Raw genomic sequence first — 16,680 nt, 5'->3', positions numbered from 1 at the left:
GCGCCTCAGCCCTCGGCGAAGACCTGGCCGACGAATTGGGCCAGGTCGTCGAATCGCCGGACCGTCATGCCAGATTTCGCCGCCAGCTTCACCTGCGAAGGCGTCAGCGCGGCGCGAAATCCCAGCTTCTCGGCCTCGCGCAGCCTCAGGTCGGGCTGCGGCGCCGGACGCAGAGCGCCCGACAGGCTGATCTCGCCGAACACCACCGCATCGGCCGGCGCCGCCGCGCCGCGCACCGCGCCCAGCAGCGCCGCCGCCACGGCCAGGTCGGCCGCCGGCTCGCTGACGCGCAGGCCGCCGGCCACGTTCAGATAGACGTCGTGCTGCGCCAGCGAGACCCCGCAGCGCGCCTCGAGCACCGCCAGCAGCATGGCCAGGCGGCTCGAATCCCAGCCCACCACCGCGCGCCGCGCCGAACCGGGCTGCGCCGGCGCGACCAGGGCCTGGAACTCGACCAGCACCGGGCGCGTGCCCTCGAGCCCGGCGAACACCGCCGAGCCCGGCGCGGTCGTCTCGCGGTCCGACAGGAACAGCGCCGAGGGGTTGAGCACCTGCTTGAGCCCCTTGCCGGTCATCTCGAAGACGCCGATCTCGGAGGCCGGGCCGAAGCGGTTCTTGACCGCGCGCAGGATGCGGAACTGATGGCCGCGCTCGCCCTCGAAATAGAGCACCGTGTCGACCATGTGCTCGACCACGCGCGGGCCGGCGATCTGGCCGTCCTTGGTCACATGCCCGACCATGATCACCGACACGCCGCGGCGCTTGGCGAAGCTGGTCAGCTCGTGCGCCGCGGCGCGCACCTGGCTGACCGAGCCGGGGGCGCTGTCGACGTTGTCGGCCCACATGGTCTGGATCGAGTCGACGATGGCCACCGCCGGCCGCTCGGCCTCGAGCGTGGTCAGCACGTCGCGCAGATTGGTCTCGGCCGCCAGCAGCACCGGCGCCTCGGCCAGGCCCAGACGCGCGGCGCGCATGCGCACCTGCGCCGAGGCCTCTTCGCCCGTGACGTAGATCGTCTTGGCCCCGCGCCGGGCGAAGGCGGCGGCGGCCTGCAGCAGAAGGGTGGACTTGCCGATGCCCGGATCGCCCCCGACCAGGATCGCCGAGGCCGGCACCAGCCCGCCGCCCAGCACGCGGTCCAGCTCCTCGACGCCGACGGCGAGGCGCGGCGGGTCGGGCTCGGTCCCGCTCAGCGCCGACAGCTCGAGCACCCGCCCGCGCGCCCCGCCCAGCGAGCGCGAGGCCGGCCCGGCGGCGGAAAGGGCGGTTTCTTCCTCGATCGCGTTCCACGCGCCGCAGGCGTCGCAGCGCCCGGCCCATTTGCGGTGCGCCGCGCCGCATTCGCGGCAGACGAAGGCGGCGGGGGTCCGGGCCTTGGCCATCGCCCTCAGCCCTGCGGGCGCGCGCGCGGCGCGGCGGCGCGCGGGCTCATCTGACCGCCTCGATCGGACCCTCGGCGCGGCCGTGGATGAACTGGTCCACATAGGGATCGCCGCTGTCGTCCAGCCGCGAAACCGGGCCGCGCCAGCGGATCCGCCCCTCGTGCAGCATGGCCACCGTGTCGGCGATGGCGCGCACCGAGCTCATGTCGTGGGTGATGGTGATGGCCGTGGCCCCCATCTCGGTCACGAGCTCGCGGATCAGGTCGTTGATGACGCCGGCCATGATGGGATCGAGGCCGGTGGTGGGCTCGTCGAAGAAGATGATCTGCGGATCGGCGGCGATGGCGCGCGCCAGGCCGACGCGCTTTTGCATGCCGCCCGACAGCTCGGCCGGGTAAAGGTCGGCCACGTCCGGCCCCAGCCCCACGCGGCGCAGCTTGTCGACCGCCAGCGCGCGCGCCTCGGCGCGCGGGCGCCGCGCGGGGCCGCGCAGCAGCCGGAAGGCCACGTTCTCCCACACGCTCAGGCTGTCGAACAGCGCGCCGCCCTGGAACAGCATGCCGAAGCGTTCGAGCATGCGCGCGCGCCGCTCGGGCGTCAGGGGCTGGCCTTCGAGCAGGATCTGCCCCGAATCGTGCGGGATCAGGCCGAGGATGCATTTGAGCGTGACCGACTTGCCCGTGCCCGATCCGCCGATGACGACCAGGCTTTCGCCCCGCGCCACCGCCAGGTCCACGCCGCGCAGCACATGCTTGGCGCCGAAGCTCTTCGAGACGCCGCGCAGCTCGATCATGGGGGTGCCTGCGTCGCTCATGAGGAGAACAGCGCCTCGGTCAGGATGTAGTTCGCCGCGAAGATCAGGATGCAGGCCGAAACGACCGCGTTGGTCGTCGCGCGCCCGACGCCCTGCGCGCCGCGGCCCGAATTGTAGCCGTGATAGCAGCCCATCAGCGCGACGATGAAGCCGAAGGCCGCGGCCTTGATCAGGCCCGAGGTCACGTCCTGAAGCAGCAGGTAGTCGGCGGTGTTGCGCAGATAGGCGCCGGGGTTGAAGCCCAGCCGCTCGACCCCGACCAGGTAGCCGCCCATCACCCCGATCACGTCCGAGACCGCCGCCAGCATGGGCATGGCGATGACGGCCGCCAGGATGCGCGGCGCGACCAGGTATTTCATCGGGTCGGTGGACAGGGTGGTGAGCGCGTCGATCTGCTCGGTCACGCGCATGGTGCCCAGCTCGGCCGCGATCGAGGCCGAGACGCGCCCGGCCACCATCAGCGCCCCCAGCACCGGGCCCAGCTCGCGCACCATGCCGATGGCGACGATCGAGGGCACGACCGACTCGGCGTTGAAGCGCGAGCCGCCCAGATAGATCTGCAGCGCCAGCGCGCCGCCGGTAAACAGCGCCGTCAGCCCCACGACAGGCAGGCTGAAATAGCCGATGCGCAGGATCTGGCGGCCCAGCTCGGCCGGATACCAGGGCGGGCGCGCGGCATGGGCGACGGCCGAGACGGCGAAGAGCGCCAGCGCGCCGATGGCGCGGCACAGCTCGAGCGTCGCCGCGCCGATGGCGGCCAGAAAGCCCTGGATCGAGGTCATCACGGTCATGCGCGCGCCGCGTCCTTTCTTGCCTGGGGCGGGGCTCAGCCCGCCGCCTCGTGCGGATCGGCCTCTGTGTAGCGGCGTTCGTAGCGCGCGCCAAGAGAGGTGAGGATCTCGTAGCCGATCGTGCCCGCGGCGGCGGCCAGCTGGTCGACGCTCTGATTGGGGCCGAGGATCTCGACCATGCGGCCGGGGGCGGCGCGCGGATGGTCGGTCAGATCGACGGTGAGCATGTCCATGCTCACCCGGCCGACCAGCGGGGCGGGGCGCCCGTCGAGCCACACCTTCGCCCCGCGCAGCGCGCGCGGCAGGCCGTCGGCGTAGCCCGCCGGCAGCACCCCGATCATGCTGTCGCGCGGCGCGGTCCAGCTAGCGCCGTAGCCCACGGATTCGCCGCGCAGGATGCGCCGCACCTGAAGGATGGGCGCCTCGAGCCGCACCACCGGGTCGGCCTGGGCGAAGGGCAGGCCGCCGTAAAGCCCGATCCCCGGGCGCGTGAGGTCGAAGTGGAACTTCTCGCCCAGCAGGATGCCGCCCGTGGCCGCAAGCGACATGCGCGCCCCCGGCGCCGCCGCCGCCAGCAGCGCCGAGCGCCCCGCGAAGGCGCCGCGCTGGCGCAGGTTCATGCCGTGCTCGGGCTCGTCCGCGCAGGCCAGGTGCGAGAGCAGCAGCGTCGCGCGCGCCTCGCCCAGCCCCTCGGCGCGCAGCGCGTCCAGCTCGTGCATGCCGAAGCCCTGGCGGTTGATGCCGGTCTCGATGTGCAGCCCGACCTCGAGCCCCTCGGGCAGATCGGGCAGGGCGGCGCGGAACTCGCGCAGCTGGCGCAGCGAACACAGCACCGGGAAGAGGCGCGCCTTGGCGAAGAGTTCGCGCTCGGCCGGGGTGAAGCCGTTGAAGATCCAGATGTCGGGCCCCGGCCCCAGGATGCGCCGCAGCGCCGCGCCCTCGCGCGCATTGGCGACGAAGAAGCTGCGCGCCCCCGCCCGCGCCAGCGCCGGCGCCACCCGCGCCATGCCCAGCCCGTAGGCGTCTGCCTTGACCACCGCGCCCGTTTCGGCGCCGGGCGCGCGCGCGGCCAGGGCGCGCCAGTTGCGCGCGATCGCGTCCAGATCGACCGTCAGCCGCGCCGTCTGCGACCAGGGGGCCTCGGGATCAGAATCCGCCATCGGGCGCCTGCTCGGGACGGGCCAGGTTGCCGAAGCGGGTGAAGCGGCCCTCGAAGGCCAGCTCGACCGTGCCGATGGGGCCGTGGCGCTGCTTGCCGATGATGACCTCGGCCTTGCCCGCGACGCGCTCCATCACCTCCTGCCACTTCATCATCGCCTCCACGTCGTGCTCCGAGGGCTTTTCGCGCTCCTTGTAGTATTCCTCGCGGAAGACGAACATCACCACGTCCGCGTCCTGCTCGATCGAGCCCGACTCGCGCAGGTCCGACAGCTGCGGGCGCTTGTCCTCGCGCGCCTCGACCTGGCGCGAGAGCTGCGAGAGCGCGATGACCGGGATGTTCAGCTCCTTGGCGATGGCCTTCAGGCCCTGGGTGATCTCGGACACCTCGTTCACGCGGCTGTCCTTGGCGCTGGCCGGACGCACCAGCTGCAGATAGTCGATCACCAGAAGGTCCAGCCCGTGCTGGCGCTTGAGCCGGCGCGCGCGCGCGGCCAGGGTCGAGATGGGCAGCGCCGGCGTGTCGTCGATGTAAAGCGGCATGCGCTCCAGCTCGCGGCTGGCGTCCACCAGGCGCTGGAACTCCTCCTCCTCCATGTCGCCGCGGCGGATCTTCTCGGAGGGCACGCGCGCGGCCTCGGAAAGGATGCGCGTGGCCAGCTGCTCGGCCGACATCTCGAGCGAGAAGAACCCCACCTTGCCGCCGTCGATCGTGCCGAAGGTGCCGTCGGGGCGCTCGCCCTCGCGATAGGCGCGGGCGACGTTGAAGGCGATGTTGGTGGCCAGCGTCGTCTTGCCCATCGAGGGGCGCCCGGCCAGGATCAGCAGGTCCGACGGGTGCAGACCGCCCAGCTTGCGGTCCAGGTCGATCAGCCCGGTGGGAATGCCCGCCAGCCCCCCGTCGCGCTGATAGGCCTGGTTGGCGACGTGGATCGCCTCGATCGAAGCGGACAGGAAGCTCTTGAAGCCGCCCTCGTATTTGCCCTTCTCGGCCAGAGAGTAGAGGGCCTGCTCGGCCTCGACGATCTGCTCGCGCGGCTCGGTCTCCAGATCCATGCGCGCCGCCTTCCAGCGGATCTCCTCGCCGATGCGGATCAGGTCGCGCCGCACCGCCAGGTCGTGGATCGTGCGCGCGTAATCGGGCGCGGCCGAGACCGACACCGCCGCCCCCGCCAGGCGCAGCAGATACTCGGCGCCGCCGATCTCGCGGATGCCTTCGTCCTGCTCGATGAAGGCCTTGAGCGTGACCGGCGTGGCCAGCATGCCCTTGTTCACGCGGCTGGCGATCAGCTCGTAGATGCGCTGGTGGACGGGGTCGTAGAAATGGTGCGGCTCGATGATCGAGGCGATGCGGTCGAACACCTCGTTGTTGACCAGCAGGGCGCCCAGAACGGCCTGCTCGGCCTCGATGTTGCACGGGGCGGGCAGGCCCTGCGCGGCCGCGGCGCCCGGGGGCGCCGGAACCGCCGCCGGATCGGGGCCCGGATCGGGGGCCGCATCGTCGTGGGGCCGCGCGCCCGCGTCGCCGGCGCCGGCGGGATCGGGATAGGCGCCGGCCATGGGATCGGCGGCGGGGGGCGGAATGTCGTCGTGCATGGCGTGCTCCGAGTCGGGCCGCGATCCTACCCTCGCGCGCCGCCAAGGGCGAGGGGGCGCGTCCGCCCTTCAAGCGCATGGCGCCGCCGCGCCGGCCGCGCGGCGGTCGTGCGGCGATGTGGCGCGCGCGGGCGGTTGCAACCGGGCGCGCCGCGGCCCATCTTCTGCCGGACGACGCAGGCGAGGCCTGCGAAGCCGGGCGGCAGACAAGCCCCGCAGACAAGGAGAGAGTCATGAGCCTTCGCATCAACGACATCGCCCCCGATTTCGAGGCGGACACCACCCAGGGCCGCATCCGCTTTCACGAGTGGATCGGCGACAGCTGGGCCATCATGTTCTCGCACCCCAAGGATTTCACCCCGGTCTGCACCACCGAGTTCGGCGCCGTCGCGCGCCTGTCGCAGCAGTGGGCGACGCGCGGCGTGAAGGTGATCGGCCTGTCGGTGGACCCGGTCGAGGAGCACCGCAAATGGGCGGCCGACATCGAATCCTTCTCGGGCGCGAAGGTGGACTTTCCCATCATCGCCGACCCCGATCTGAAGATCGCCAAGGCCTATGACATGCTGCCCGCCGAGGCCTACAAGGCCGAGACCCCCGCCGACACCGCCACGGTGCGCGCGGTCTACGTCATCGGGCCGGACAAGAAGATCAAGCTGATGATGATCTATCCCATGTCCGTGGGCCGCAACTTCGACGAGATCCTGCGCGCCGTCGATGCGCTGCAGCTGTCCGAGGGCGTTCCCGTCGCCACCCCCGCCAACTGGCGCCCGGGCGAGGAGGTGATCGCCGCCCTGTCGCTGTCGGACGACGAGGCGCGCCAGAAGTTCGGCGGCTTCGACGCCAAGCTGCCCTATCTGCGGCTGGTCAAGCTGCAGGGCTCGTAAGCCGCGCCATCGGCGCAAGGCGCATGCGAAAAGGCCCCGCCGGAGCGCTCCGGCGGGGCCTTGCCGTTGCAGCGGTCGCGCGGGGCGCCGGGCCGGGCGCCCCGCGGGGCGTCACTTGCGCGCGGCCTCGACCGAGGCCTGCAGGATCGCCTCGGCCTCGGCCTTGTCGCCCCAGCCGATGACCTTGACCCACTTGCCCTCTTCAAGATCCTTGTAGTGCTCGAAGAAGTGCTTGATGCGCTCGCGGGTCTTGAGCGGAATGTCCTCGAGGTCGCGGATGCCCGCCTGGAAGGGATCGACCTTCTCGACCGGGACGGCGATCAGCTTGTCGTCCATGCCGCCGTCATCCTCCATCTTCAGCACGCCGACCGGGCGGCAGCGGATGACCACGCCCGGCGCCAGGTCGAAGTCGCACAGCACCAGCACGTCGGTCGGATCGCCGTCGGCGTGCAGCGTGTTGGGCACGAAGCCGTAGTTGCAGGGGTAGAACATGGGCGTGTTGACGATGCGGTCGACGAAGACCGCGCCCGAGTCCTTGTCGATCTCGTATTTCACCGGCGCGCCGCCGCCCGCGCCGCCGGTGATCTCGATCACCACGTTGATGTCCGAGGGGGGGTTCTTGCCGGCGGGGATCTTGTCGATGTTCATGCTCGCTCCTGCTTGTCCGGGCCCGCTGCGGGGCTTGTCGAGGCGGTGATGAGGGCGGGCGCCCCGAGCCGGTCGCGGCGCCGTCCGGGCGGGCCATAGCACGGCTTGCCGCAGCGCAAAAGAGGGCCGCGCCTCAGGGCGCGCGAAAGCGCGGCGGGCGCAGCCCGGCATGGAACCAGGTCAGGAAATCATGCGCCGAATGGGTCGGCAGGCCCGTCGCCTCGGCCACGTCGGCGGCATAGGGGCACATGTTCGCGCATTCCAGCACCAGCGCCCCGACGCGCGGATGCGCCGCGACCAGCGCGCGCGCGGCGCGGATCATCTCGGCCCGCGCGGCCTCGCGGTCCAGCTCGGGCAGGTCCTCGAGCAGCGTGCGCGCGAAGGCCGAGCGCGGATCGAGCCCGCCCACCGGCGCGCCGGGCGGCACGTCGGCGGCGCGCAGATGCGCCGCCGTCAGGCTTCGCGCGCTGACGGTCAATATGCCCGGAACGCGCCCCGGCGGCAGCGTCGCCGCCACGAGCCGCGCCTGCATGAGCGACGAGCTGGCCACCGGAACCTCCAGCGCCGCCGCCAGCGCGTCCTGGAACACCGACAGAAAGCCGCAGGTGGTCGCCACCCCCGCGCAGCCCGCCGCCGTCAGCGCGCGCCCGGCCTCGATCACGGCCTCGAGCAGGGCCGGCGGCGCGCGCCGCGCCCCGCGCAGCACCGCCGCCTCGGGCGTCGCGCCGCGCGCCACGGCGAAGCGCACCGGAAAGGGCCAGCTTGCGCGCGCGCCCACATCGCCGGGAATGCGCGGAAAACGGGTGTCGAGAACGATGATCCCCAACGCCGGCGCGCCTTCGGCCGCGTCTGGAAGGGGGCCGGGCGGCCGGACGGCCTCGGGAGGCGGGATCGACGGCATGTTCGGCCCGATCGTGCAGGGGCGCCCGGGCGGGCGCGTTGACAAGCCGCGCGCGCGGCGGAAACCTGCCCGCAGTCTGCCGGCGGCGCGCGGCGCGCGCAAGGCCGCGCGAAGGAGGGCGAAGACATGCGCGAAGTGGCGAAGGGGGGCGGCGAAGCGCCCTCGGCGCTGGTGATCGGGGCGGGCATCACCGGCGTGGCGGCGGCCGAGCGGCTGCGCCGCGAGGGCTGGCGGGCGACGCTGGTCGATCCGGTCGAGCCCGGCGATCCCGAGCAGGCCTCGTTCGGCAATGGCGGCATCCTGGCGCGCTGCGCGGTCGTGCCCGTCTCGACGCCGGGGCTGGCGCTGCGCGCGCCGCGCATGCTGCTCGACCCGGGCAGCCCGCTCTTCCTGCGCTGGCGCGACCTGCCGCGGCTCATGCCCTGGCTGGGTCCCTTCCTGCGCGCCGGGCGCGAGGCCGAGGCCCGCCGCATCGCCGCCGCGCTGGCCATGCTGACCGAGGACAGCGTGCGCCAGCACCAGGAGCTGGCCGCGGGCACGCCCGCCGCGCCCTTCATCCGCACGGGGGAATACGCCTATCTCTACGCCTCGCGCACCGCCTTCGAGAAGGACGCCTGGGGCTTCGCCCTGCGCCGCGAGCTGGGCTTCGCCTGGCGCGAGGCCGACGGCGCGGCGCTGCGCGCGGCCGATCCGGCGCTGAACCCGCGCTACGATTTCGCGGCGATCTTCGAGGATCACGGCTGGATCGCGTCGCCCGGCGGCTACGTCGCCGCGCTGGCGCGCCATTTCCTGCGCCAGGGCGGCGCGCATGTGAAGGCGCGCGCGCGCGCCATCGCCCGCGACGGGACGATGACGCTGGAAGACGGGCGCACGCTGCGCGCCGACCGGGTGATCCTGGCGGCGGGCGTGCGCTCGCGCGAGCTGGCGCGCGGGCTGGGGCTCGAGATCAACATGATCGCCGAGCGCGGCTACCATCTGGAGCTGCGCGGCGCGCGCCCGGCGCCGCCGATCCCCTACATGATCGCCGACGCCAAGTTCGTCGCCACGCCCATGGAGGGCGGCCTGCGCTGCGCGGGCGTGGTCGAGCTGGCCGACGCCGACGCGCCCCCCTCGGCCGCGCCCGTGCGGCTGCTGCGGCGCGGGGCGGCGCGGCTGTATCCGCAGCTGCGCTGGGACGAGGCGCGCAGCTGGATGGGGCGCCGCCCCTCGACCGCCGACAGCCTGCCCGCGCTCGGCCCCGTTCCGGGCGCGCCCCGCGTCATCTGCGCCTTCGGCGGCCAGCATGTGGGGCTGACCATCGGCCCGCGGCTGGGGCGCATGGCGGCCGACCTTGCCGCCGGGCGGGCGCCGAACGCCGATCTGCGCGCGCTGGCGCCCGAGCGCTTCGGCCCCGCGTCTTGACAAGCGCGCCTGCGCCCATGAGCGTTGAGGCGCCCGCCGCGCCGCCAGCGGGCGCGCGGTTCGCGACAAGGGCCGAAAAGGCCGGAACAACGACAGGGAGACGACGATGAAGCGCATTCTTCTCGCCGCCGGAGGCGCGATGCTTCTGGCCTCGGCGGCCGCGGCCGAGACCTGGGACATGCCCATGGCCTATGCCGACGGCAACTATCACACCCAGAACGGCAAGCTCTTCGCCCAGGCGGTGGGGCTGTGCACGGGGGGCGATCTGAAGATCACCGTCCATGGCGGCGGCTCGCTGTTCAAGGGCAACGAGATCAAGCGCGCCGTGCAGACCGGACAGGCGCAGATCGGCGAGCGGCTGCTCTCGGCCCATCAGAACGAGAACCCCCTCTTCGGCGTCGACAGCGTGCCCTTCCTGGCCACCAGCTTCGAGGCGTCGGACAAGCTGTGGGACGTGGCGCTGCCCAGGATCGAGGCCGCGCTCGAGGCGCAGAACCTGGTCTATCTCTACTCGGTGCCGTGGCCGCCGCAGGGGCTTTACGTCAACAAGCCCGTCGAGTCGCTGGCCGACCTCAAGGGCCTGAAGTTCCGCGCCTACAACGCCGCGACGGCGCGGCTGGCCGAGCTGGCCGGCATGGTGCCGGTGCAGATCGAGGCGGCCGAGCTGAGCCAGGCGCTGGCCACGGGCGTGGCCGAGGCGTTCATCTCGTCGGGATCGACGGGCTATGACCGCAAGGTGTGGGAGCATCTGAGCCACTTCTACGACGCCCAGGCCTGGCTGCCGCGCAACACGGTCTTCGTGAACAAGGACGCCTGGGACGGGCTGTCCGAGCACAACCGCAACTGCCTGCGCTCGGCGGCGATGATGGCGCGCGTCGCCGGCACCACCCGCGCGCGCGAGCTGTCGGGCTGGTATCTGCAGCAGCTGGCCGCGAACGGCATGAAGGTGCAGGCGCCCGGCCCGCAGCTGGCCGCGGATCTCGAGAAGATCGGCAAGACCATGGCCGCCGAGTGGGCCGAGGACGCCGGCGCCGACGGCAAGGCGATCCTCGAGGCCTTCGCCGCGGCCAGGTGACGGCCGCCGCGCCCGCCCTCGGCGGCGGGCGCGCCACCTTGCGGGGCGCGGCGGCGCCGCCCCCGAACGATCCGCCGGGCAATGATCGGGAGCGATGCGATGAAGGCGCTGCGCAAGGCGCTGGACGGCCTCTATCTGGCCGCGGGCGCGCTGGGGGCGATGTTCCTGCTGGCCATTCTGTGTCTGATCGTGCTGCAGATGCTGGCGCGCTGGACGGGCCAGACCTTTCCGGGCGCGACCGACTATGCGGGCTATTGCATGGCGGCCTCGTCCTTTCTGACGCTGGCCTATGCGCTGCGGCGCGGGGCGCATGTGCGCGTCTCGATCCTGCTGGGGGCGCTGGGGCCGCGCCGGCGCTGGGGCGAGCTGGCCTGCACGCTGATCGGCGCCATCGTGGCGACCTTCTTCGCGCGCTACGCGGTCAAGGCCACGATCTGGAGCGCGAAGCTGGGCGACGTCAGCCAGGGGCAGGACGCGACGCCGCTGTGGATCCCGCAGCTGGCCATGTCGGCGGGAACGATCCTGCTGGCGCTGGCGCTGTGGGACCGGCTGATCTGGATCGCGGCCGGGGGCGACCCCGCCGCCGACGCGCCCGAGGGGCTTGAGCCATGAGCGGCGATCTGGCGCTGACGGCGGTGTTCCTCTTCGCCCTCTTCGGGCTGCTGGGCGCGGGGGTGTGGGTGGGGCTGGCGCTGATGGGCGCGGCCTGGGCGGGCATGGCGCTGTTCACCACGCGCCCGGCGGGCGACGCGATGATCACCACCGTGTGGACCGGCGCATCGAGCTGGACGCTGACGGCGCTGCCGCTGTTCATCTGGATGGGCGAGATCCTTTACCGCACGCGCCTGTCCGAGGACATGTTCCGCGGGCTCAGCCCCTGGATGGCGCGGCTGCCGGGCGGGCTTCTGCACACCAACGTGGTCGGCTGCACGATCTTCGCCGCGGTGTCGGGCTCGTCGGCGGCCACGCTCAGCACCGTCGGGCGCATGTCGATCCCCGAGCTTCTGCGCCGCGGCTATCCCGAGCGCATGACGCTGGGCACGCTCGCCGGAGCGGCGACGCTGGGGCTGATGATCCCGCCCTCGCTGACGCTGATCGTCTACGGCGTGACGGTGAACGAGAGCATCACCCAGCTGTTCATGGCCGGCGTGCTACCCGGCCTGACGCTGGCGGCGCTGTTCATGGGCTATGTCGCGGCGTGGGACCTTCTGCATCCCGACCAGCGCCCGGCGCCCGAGCCGCCCATGCCGCTGGCCGAGAAGCTGCGCAACTCGCGCCATCTGGCGCCGGTGATCGGCCTGGTGCTGCTGGTGATCGGGTCGATGTATCTGGGCTACGCCACCGCCACCGAGGCCGCGGCCTTCGGCGTGCTGGGCGCGCTGGCGCTGGCGGCGGGGCAGGGGTCGCTGAGCCGCGAGTCCTTCGCGCAAAGCCTGATGGGGGCGGCGCGCACCTCGGCCATGATCGCGCTGATCCTGATGGGCGCGGCGTTTCTGAGCCTGTCGATGGGCTTCACCGGGCTGCCGCGGCGGCTGGCCGAGTGGATCGCCTCGCTGGGGCTGACGCCGGTCGAGCTGATCGTGGCGCTGACCCTGTTCTACATCGTCATCGGCATGTTCCTGGACGGGATCTCGTCGGTGGTGCTGACCATGGCCGTGGTCGAGCCCATGATCCGCCAGGCGGGAATCGACCTGATCTGGTTCGGCATCTTCATCGTCGTGGTGGTCGAGATGGCGCAGATCACGCCGCCCATCGGCTTCAACCTGTTCGTGCTGCAAGGCATGACCGGCAAGCCCATCGGCTACATCGCCCGCGCCGCGGCGCCGATGTTCGCGATCATGGTGGCGATGGTGGCGATCCTGACCGCCTTTCCCGAGCTGGCGCTGTGGCTGCCCGAGGCGTTGCGCGCGCGCGGCGGCTGAGCGGCGGGCGCGTCACGTTTCGATCACGGCGAATCGGATAGGCCCAAAAGCAAGAACCGGCGGGGTTTGGGGACCCCCGCCGGCCGCTAGCTTGGTCACGCTGCCCAATAACGCCGGGCCTGTCTTCAGGAAGCCGTTCACTACGCAGAACGCTTGCCACTCGCCATGCTGTGCATCGACGATGCGCTTCCTGCAACGCTTCACGCTACGCTACGGGGAGTAAAGTTGCACATTTTCGCGCCGCTCGTCCACCCCCCGAAAATTGCGGGGAAGGCGCGCGCAAGTCATTGAAAGAAAAGGTTCATTATCCATTCAAGAGGCTTTACGGAACGTCACCCGATTCGTTGAGGGGCGAATCCGTGCGCTTCCATACAACCTGAGCGGGAAAAGCGGCTGGTGGCCGCTGGGGGACTCGAACCCCCACGCCCGAAGGCGCCCGATTTTAAGTCGGGTCTGTCTACCGGTTCCAGCAAGCGGCCCCGAGGCGGGTATAGGCCGCGCCCGCCGCACCGGCAAGCCGCGCCGCGCGGCCGGGCGGGGGAAGGCGGGCGGGGGCAGGCGGGCGGGAACGCGTTCGGGCGCGCGGGTCAGGCCCCTCGGGCGCGCGGGTCAGGCCCCTTCGGGCGGCGGCGTCTCTTCGATGCGCGCCGCGCCCAGACGCGCGCACATCTCGCGCAGGTCGCGCACCGCCGCCTCGAGCGCCGCGCGATCGCGCGCCCGCGCGACAAGCGTCGTGCCCAGGCCGCCGCGATAGAAGGGATACGAGCCGATCGACACCTGCGGATGGGCGCGCGCCGCCTCGGCCAGGGCGTCGGCGATGTCGCCCTCGGCCAGGGGCACGCGCAGCGCATGGGACAGGACGGGCGGGCCGCCGACGATGCGCGGCTTCACCTCTTCGAGCATCGCGGCGAAGATGTCGGGCACGCCCGCCATGACATAGACGTTGCCGATCTGAAAGCCCGGCGCCTGGCTGATCGGGTTCGGGATCAGGACCGCGCCCTCGGGAATGCGCGCCATGCGCAGCCGCGCGGCGTTCAGCGCGCCCGAGTCGCCGTAATAGGCCTCGAGAATCGCGCGCGCGTCCTCGCGCACGTCGATCGGCACGCCGAAGGCCTCGGCCACGGCGTCGGCGGTGACGTCGTCATGGGTCGGGCCGATGCCGCCCGAGGTGAACACATGGTCATGCGCCGCGCGCAGCGCGTTGACCGCCGCGACGATCGCCGCGCGCTCGTCCGGCACCACGCGCGCCTCGCGCAGCGCCACGCCCATGGCCGTCAGCTCGCGCGCAAGGTGGTGCATGTTGCTGTCGCGCGTGCGCCCGGACAGGATCTCGTCGCCGATGACGATCATGGCGGCCGTGGGAACGCGCGCGGGCGAAGGGGCGCCGTCCCCGGCGGCCGGGTCGGGGACATGCTCTGGGGCGTGGTCTGCGGTCATGCGGCTTCTCCTGACGCGGGGCCGGGCCTGTCCGCCACGGGCGCCCGACGGGTTGCACTTAGGCCGCGGGCCGCGCGCGCGCAAGTTGCCTTCGCCGGCCCGCCGCGCTAGGTCGCGCGCATGGACTTCGATCGCCCCCTGCAGCCCGCGCGCCTCTTGCGCCGCTACAAGCGCTTTCTGGCCGACATGCGCCTCGATGACGGGCGCGAGGTCACCGTCCACTGCGCCAATCCGGGCGCGATGACGGGGCTGGCCGACCCCGGCCTGCGCTGCTGGATCGAGCCGAACGACGATCCGCGCCGCAAGCTGCGCTGGAGCTGGAAGCTGGTCGAGACGCCCGGCGGGGGCCTTGCGGGCGTCGACACCTCTATCGCCAACCGCGTGGTCGCCGAGGCCCTGGCCGCCGGCGCCATCCCCGAGCTGGCCGGCCGCGAGGTTCGCCCCGAGGCCCGGCTGGGCGCGCGCTCGCGCGTGGATTTCGCGCTGACCGCGCCCGGGCGCCCGACGCTGTGGCTCGAGGTCAAGACCGTCAGCCTGCGCCGCCGGGGCGATCTGGCCGAGTTTCCCGACGCGCGCACCGCCCGCGGCGCCCGCCACCTGGACGAGCTGGCCGCCGCCGCCCGCGCGGGCGACGAGGCGGCGCTGCTGTTCTTCGTGCAGCGCGACGACGCCGCGCGCGCCGCCGTTGCGCGCGACATCGATCCGGCCTATGCCGAGGCCTTCGACCGCGCCCGCGCGGCCGGGGTGCGCGTCCTGGTCCGGCGCGCGGCCCTCTCGCGCGCGGGCGTCGCGCTCGGCCCCGCCCTGCCTTTGGCCGAGGCCCCGCCCGAACGGGCGGATCGCGCCGCCGCGGGCGATGCGCTATGATCCCGACCGACCGACTTGACGAGGACGCCGCCATGGACACCCCCAGCCCCGCGATCACCCCCGAAGGGATCAAGCTCTACCGCCCCGAGGATTTCGAGGGCATGCGCCGCGCCGGCCGCGTGGCGGCCGAGATCCTCGACCGCATCGCCGAGCATGTCGCCCCCGGCGTCGCGACCGAAGAGCTGGACGCGCGCATCGAGGCCATGGTCGCCGAGGCCGGCGCCGTTTCGGCCACCATCGGCTATCGCGGCTACCGGCACGCCTCGTGCATCTCGGTCAATCACGTGGTCTGCCATGGCATCCCCGGCCCCAAGAAGCTGCGCGAGGGCGACATCCTGAACATCGACGTCACGGTGGTCGTGGACGGCTGGTATGGCGACACCTCGCGCATGTATGTGGCCGGCGCGCCCAGCCGCAAGGCCGAGCGCCTGATCGACGTCACCCACGAGGCCCTCATGCGCGGCATCGCCGCCGTGCGGCCGGGCGCGACCTTCGGCGACATCGGCCACGCCATCCAGACCTATGTCGAGGCCCAGCGCTGCTCGGTGGTGCGCGACTTCTGCGGCCACGGTCTGGGCCGCGCCTTTCACGAGCCGCCCAACGTTCTGCATTTCGGCCGCCCCGGCGCGGGTCCGCGGCTTGAGCCGGGCATGTTCTTCACCATCGAGCCGATGGTCAATCTGGGCCGCCCCGACACCAAGATCCTGGCCGACGGGTGGACCGCCGTCACGCGCGACAAGTCGCTTTCGGCGCAGTTCGAGCACTCGATCGGCGTGACCGAGGATGGGTGCGAGATCTTCACCCTCTCGCCCGCCGGCCGCTTCCACCCGACCTGGGCGCGGCAGGCCTGAGGCCGCGACGGGCTTAACGCTTCGGCAACCATCCGGCGGCCAAGATCGGCGCGACCCGCAAGGAGCACGCCGCCCATGCCGACGCAGCACCGCCGCTTCCCGACCGCTGACGCCTTCGCCGAGGCGCCGCAGCCAGGCCTGTTCGACGCCGCCGGGGCGGCGCAGCCGGGCGAGGCGCGGCGCGCCCGGACGGCGGGGGCGGACGGTCCGCGGGCGCCGAGCGCCGCGCCGGCGCCGGCCGCGATCCCCGATCCGGCCGCGGCCAAGGCCCCGGACGAGCCCTGGTATGCCGACCATCGCGAGCGCCTGCGCGAGCGCTTCATGCGCCGCGGCGCCGATGCGCTGGACGATTACGAGCTGCTCGAGCTGATCCTGTTCCGCGCCATCCCGCGCCAGGACGTCAAGCCCCTGGCCAAGCGGCTGATCCGCGCCTTCGGCGACTTCAACCACGCCATCTCGGCCCCGCCCGAACGCCTGGCCGAGGTGCGCGGCGCCGGCAAGGCCGTGATTCGCGAGCTCAAGATCGTCGAGGCCGCCGCCCACCGCCTGGCCCAGGCGCGGGTGCTGGGGCGCGAGGCGATCTCGTCATGGGACGCGCTGGTGGCCTATCTGCGCCAGCGCCTGGCGCATGAGCGCACCGAGCAGTTCCGCGTGCTCTATCTGGATCGCAAGAACGTGCTCATCGCCGACGAGGCCCAGCAGCGCGGCACGGTCGATCATGTTCCCGTCTACCCGCGCGAGGTGGTCAAGCGCGCGCTTGCGCTCGAGGCGTCGGCGCTGATCCTGGTGCACAACCACCCCTCGGGCGACCCCACGCCCAGCCAGTCGGACATCGACATGACCCACCGCATCGTGCTGGCCTGCGAGTCCATGGGGCTGCGCGTGCACGACCACGTCATCGTGGGCAAGGACCGGGTGGCCAGCTTTCACGAGATGGGGCTTCTCGACTGACC

16 protein-coding genes and 1 tRNA gene are annotated in these 16,680 nt (G+C 72.5%); 8 read left to right on the top strand and 9 right to left on the bottom strand.

The genetic code is table 11. From position 1 onward, the window contains the following. Positions 1-5 precede the first annotated feature (5 nt). Genes radA through LY05_RS05575 form a run of 5 tightly spaced genes read right to left on the bottom strand, consistent with a single transcriptional unit; the run spans position 6 to position 5,741 of the window. Entirely contained in the window at positions 6-1,382 is a 1,377-nt protein-coding gene (radA, locus tag LY05_RS05595) for a DNA repair protein RadA (RefSeq protein WP_148922423.1), read from the bottom strand. Positions 1,383-1,428: 46 nt separating this feature from the next. Next, complete coding sequence (locus LY05_RS05590; RefSeq protein WP_148922618.1) at positions 1,429-2,175, bottom strand: ABC transporter ATP-binding protein; 747 nt, start codon at positions 2,173-2,175, stop codon at positions 1,429-1,431. 17 nt (positions 2,176-2,192) lie between these two features. Further along, positions 2,193-2,978, bottom strand: a complete 786-nt coding sequence (locus LY05_RS05585) for an MlaE family ABC transporter permease (RefSeq protein WP_072746088.1) — start codon at positions 2,976-2,978, stop codon at positions 2,193-2,195. A gap of 44 nt (positions 2,979-3,022) precedes the next feature. After that, a complete protein-coding gene (gene alr, locus LY05_RS05580; protein WP_148922422.1) occupies positions 3,023-4,147 on the bottom strand; it encodes an alanine racemase in 1,125 nt (374 codons plus the stop codon). Then, the gene (locus LY05_RS05575; RefSeq protein WP_249041869.1) at positions 4,134-5,741 is read right to left on the bottom strand and encodes a replicative DNA helicase; all 1,608 of its coding nucleotides are present in this window, start codon (positions 5,739-5,741) and stop codon (positions 4,134-4,136) included. Before LY05_RS05575 ends, alr begins: the two co-directional genes overlap by 14 nt. 233 nt (positions 5,742-5,974) lie before the next feature. Between LY05_RS05575 and LY05_RS05570 the strand changes: the two genes are divergently transcribed. Then, entirely contained in the window at positions 5,975-6,625 is a 651-nt protein-coding gene (locus tag LY05_RS05570; protein WP_148922421.1) for a peroxiredoxin, read from the top strand. Between the two features lie 111 nt (positions 6,626-6,736). Here the strand turns inward: LY05_RS05570 and ppa are convergent, their stop codons facing one another. Further along, entirely contained in the window at positions 6,737-7,273 is a 537-nt protein-coding gene (ppa, locus tag LY05_RS05565) for an inorganic diphosphatase (RefSeq protein WP_148922420.1), read from the bottom strand. 133 nt (positions 7,274-7,406) lie between these two features. Further along, complete coding sequence (locus LY05_RS05560) at positions 7,407-8,099, bottom strand: aspartate/glutamate racemase family protein (RefSeq protein ID WP_249041868.1); 693 nt, start codon at positions 8,097-8,099, stop codon at positions 7,407-7,409. A 201-nt stretch (positions 8,100-8,300) separates the two neighbouring features. Here LY05_RS05560 and LY05_RS05555 point away from each other — a divergent pair, with 201 nt between their 5' ends. From LY05_RS05555 to LY05_RS05540, 4 genes are all read left to right on the top strand, one after another. Beyond that, positions 8,301-9,575, top strand: coding sequence for an NAD(P)/FAD-dependent oxidoreductase (locus tag LY05_RS05555; RefSeq protein ID WP_148922418.1), 1,275 nt, complete (start codon positions 8,301-8,303; stop codon positions 9,573-9,575). A gap of 106 nt (positions 9,576-9,681) precedes the next feature. Next, positions 9,682-10,650, top strand: coding sequence for a TRAP transporter substrate-binding protein (locus LY05_RS05550; RefSeq protein WP_148922417.1), 969 nt, complete (start codon positions 9,682-9,684; stop codon positions 10,648-10,650). An 81-nt stretch (positions 10,651-10,731) separates the two neighbouring features. After that, positions 10,732-11,262 (top strand): TRAP transporter small permease, encoded by a 531-nt coding sequence (locus LY05_RS05545; RefSeq protein WP_072745781.1) that lies wholly within the window; start codon positions 10,732-10,734, stop codon positions 11,260-11,262. Beyond that, entirely contained in the window at positions 11,259-12,572 is a 1,314-nt protein-coding gene (locus LY05_RS05540) for a TRAP transporter large permease (protein ID WP_072745780.1), read from the top strand. The genes LY05_RS05545 and LY05_RS05540 overlap by 4 nt, the downstream gene beginning before the upstream one ends. A gap of 394 nt (positions 12,573-12,966) precedes the next feature. On the opposite strand, the gene LY05_RS05535 is transcribed toward LY05_RS05540, so the two are convergent. Together LY05_RS05535 and LY05_RS05530 are read right to left on the bottom strand one after the other, a co-directional pair. Continuing rightward, positions 12,967-13,051: transfer RNA gene (locus LY05_RS05535), tRNA-Leu, on the bottom strand. 130 nt (positions 13,052-13,181) lie between these two features. Beyond that, complete coding sequence (locus LY05_RS05530; RefSeq protein WP_249041879.1) at positions 13,182-13,922, bottom strand: competence/damage-inducible protein A; 741 nt, start codon at positions 13,920-13,922, stop codon at positions 13,182-13,184. A 207-nt stretch (positions 13,923-14,129) separates the two neighbouring features. Between LY05_RS05530 and sfsA the strand changes: the two genes are divergently transcribed. The 3 genes from sfsA (at position 14,130) to radC (ending at position 16,678) form a co-directional block, all read left to right on the top strand. After that, entirely contained in the window at positions 14,130-14,876 is a 747-nt protein-coding gene (gene sfsA / locus LY05_RS05525) for a DNA/RNA nuclease SfsA (RefSeq protein ID WP_148922415.1), read from the top strand. Then, entirely contained in the window at positions 14,873-15,727 is an 855-nt protein-coding gene (map, locus tag LY05_RS05520; RefSeq protein WP_249041867.1) for a type I methionyl aminopeptidase, read from the top strand. The genes sfsA and map overlap by 4 nt, the downstream gene beginning before the upstream one ends. A gap of 75 nt (positions 15,728-15,802) precedes the next feature. Then, on the top strand, positions 15,803-16,678 hold the full coding sequence (gene radC / locus LY05_RS05515) for a RadC family protein (RefSeq protein ID WP_083581062.1): 876 nt from the start codon (positions 15,803-15,805) through the stop codon (positions 16,676-16,678). The last annotated feature ends 2 nt before the right edge of the window (positions 16,679-16,680 follow it).

Source organism: Oceanicella actignis (genome assembly GCF_008124525.1).
Taxonomy (GTDB): domain Bacteria; phylum Pseudomonadota; class Alphaproteobacteria; order Rhodobacterales; family Rhodobacteraceae; genus Oceanicella; species Oceanicella actignis.
This window is presented reverse-complemented; position numbering and strand designations above follow the sequence as displayed.